Here is a 2,075-nt window from a genome sequence, read left to right on the forward strand (position 1 = left end):
AGGTGAAGGCGACCGGGGTGGTGATGGGGAACGGTTGGCTGATCGATTCCCAGAGCGATTGTTGTTCCATGTAGGGAGTCAGCGGAACCAGAATGCTGAGCAGTTCGTGGTTGCCAAAGTTATTGCTTTCCCACCAATTCGCCACACCGCCGGGACCGCTGGTCAGCGGTGCGACTGGCGTGGTGCCACCGTAGTTCATCGGTAGGCGTTGATAGGCGGAATGGTAGTTGTGAAGTGCCAGACCGATTTGCTTGAAGTTGTTGCTGCAACTCATCCGTCGCGCCGCTTCACGCGCCGCTTGGACGGCCGGCAGCAGCAGTCCGACAAGGATCCCGATGATGGCGATCACCACCAGCAGTTCGACCAGCGTAAAGCCGGCACGCGCCGAATACCTTCGCATTGAAAACTCCAAGGTTATCGAGACAGAAGAATAAGATCTCTATTAGACGAGCAAATGGCTCTCGTCGCTCCAACTAATTTCCCATTTGCTTCGCCATTTCTTGATCGTATTCTGCCTTTTGGGCGTCCGACATCGCATCGTAACCCGATGCGATCGTGTCGGAATCAGTGGGTTTATCGATCGTCGTCGATCTGCCACATCCCGCGATCGCAAACGTACCAAGGATCAAGGAGAGCAGGAGGATCGCAGATCGCGTCATGATGTATCCGGTGAGCAGACGAGTCTGGCGAGGTGCCGTCGCGAGACTGGGACGAGGCAGAAATCGGAGAAGATCGATCGAAGCACATGCCGGAAAAGGACCGCAAAGCACGTGATTCCTTCCAGGATAGACTACACCTTGCCAGGTCGATGTACAAGCTTTGCCGCCGACGGTGCAGAATGGTCACCCTCGGTTCTACTTTGAACGGTAGGCTTCGATCGCCTCGGGCAGCGGGTACTGGGTCAGGTCTCGATCGCCGGGCCAGTGATTGATTTCGTGCAGCCGTTGGAAGCCACGTGTGACCAAATCGCGGCGCTGGGCGACGAAGTCGGGGTCCAGGTTGGCCAGTCCCATCGGTCCGTCGACGACCACCGACTCAAAGCGTGGGTCGTCGATGAACTGGGCCAAGACCGGATTGCAGCGGAGGTGGCGTTCGGCGGTCGTGTGCAGGGTTTCGGGGTCGAGCTGGCCGATGACGTAGCGCAAGTACAAGTCGCTGTCGATGATGGAGGTCACGTCTTGGCCACAGACGTCACATCGATAACCCTCGTCACACTTCATTACATTTCCAGCACGTCGAACATGTCGTACATGCCCTCCGGTTTGTCGGACAGCCATTTGGCGGCGGCCAAGGCACCGGCGGCGTAGCAATCGCGGCTGCTGGCGGCCACGTTCAGCTCGATCCGTTCGCCCAGCATGCCGAACACGATGGTGTGTTCACCGGGATTGTCGCCGACGCGGACGGCGTGGTAGCCGATTTCATTGCGGGTGCGTTGACCGGTGTGGCCTTCGCGTCCGTGCACGTGTTTGGTGTCATCGCCCAGTTTTTCGGCGATCAAGTCACCGAACTTGAGCGCCGTTCCGCTGGGGGCGTCGGCCTTGTAGCGATGGTGGCGTTCGATGATTTCGATGTCCAGGCCGCCCGGGACATCGAGTAGTTTTTCGGTGATTTGCTGAGCCAGTTTCATCGACAGGTTGACCGCCAGCGACATGCTGGGGGCCCAGACGATCGGGATGCTCTCGGACGCTTCATTGAGACGTTCGACTTGCGCGTCGGTCATGCCGGTGGTGGCCACGACCAACGCGGTTTCGTGCAGTTCGCATTTTTCGATGCAGCGATCGATCGCTTCGGGCAACGAAAAATCGATCACCACGTCGGCATCGTTGGGCCACTTGGACGACAGCGGGACATCCATGGTTTCCACACCTGCCAGATCACCGGCGTCTTGGCCCAGCAGGGGGTGCTGGTCATTTTCGATCGCGGCGACGAGCTGGAGCGTTTTGTCTTCCGACGCCAGTGCCACGACTCGGCGACCCATGCGACCCGCAGCTCCGTGGACGGCAATTTTCAGTGGAGTGGACATGATGGATGGGGAATCTCGCAAGGGAGGCGGCTTCGATGGGGGACACGGCAAC

4 protein-coding genes are annotated in these 2,075 nt (G+C 58.8%); all 4 read right to left on the reverse strand.

Going from position 1 to position 2,075, the window contains the following annotated elements:
* A partial coding sequence (locus tag ABX749_RS30830; protein ID WP_372899412.1) for a DUF1559 domain-containing protein occupies positions 1–400 on the reverse strand: 400 nt, incomplete at its 3' end.
* A gap of 73 nt (positions 401–473) precedes the next feature.
* Positions 474–659: a DUF3784 domain-containing protein gene (locus ABX749_RS30835; protein WP_143547721.1), complete on the reverse strand. Its 186-nt coding sequence runs from the start codon at positions 657–659 to the stop codon at positions 474–476.
* Between the two features lie 195 nt (positions 660–854).
* Positions 855–1,220, reverse strand: coding sequence for a hypothetical protein (locus tag ABX749_RS30840; RefSeq protein ID WP_372899413.1), 366 nt, complete (start codon positions 1,218–1,220; stop codon positions 855–857).
* Positions 1,220–1,978 (reverse strand): 4-hydroxy-tetrahydrodipicolinate reductase, encoded by a 759-nt coding sequence (gene dapB / locus ABX749_RS30845; protein ID WP_236649245.1) that lies wholly within the window; start codon positions 1,976–1,978, stop codon positions 1,220–1,222. Before dapB ends, ABX749_RS30840 begins: the two co-directional genes overlap by 1 nt.
* Positions 1,979–2,075: the final 97 nt, after the last annotated feature.

This window comes from Stieleria sp. (genome assembly GCF_041595215.1).
Taxonomy (GTDB): domain Bacteria; phylum Planctomycetota; class Planctomycetia; order Pirellulales; family Pirellulaceae; genus Stieleria; species Stieleria magnilauensis.

Coding starts and splice junctions, on each gene's coding strand:
- dapB (WP_236649245.1), bottom strand. CDS start 1,978: ATGGGTCGCCGAGTCGTGGCACTGGCGTCGGAAGACAAAACGCTCCAG.
- ABX749_RS30835 (WP_143547721.1), bottom strand. CDS start 659: ATGACGCGATCTGCGATCCTCCTGCTCTCCTTGATCCTTGGTACGTTT.
- ABX749_RS30840 (WP_372899413.1), bottom strand. CDS start 1,220: ATGAAGTGTGACGAGGGTTATCGATGTGACGTCTGTGGCCAAGACGTG.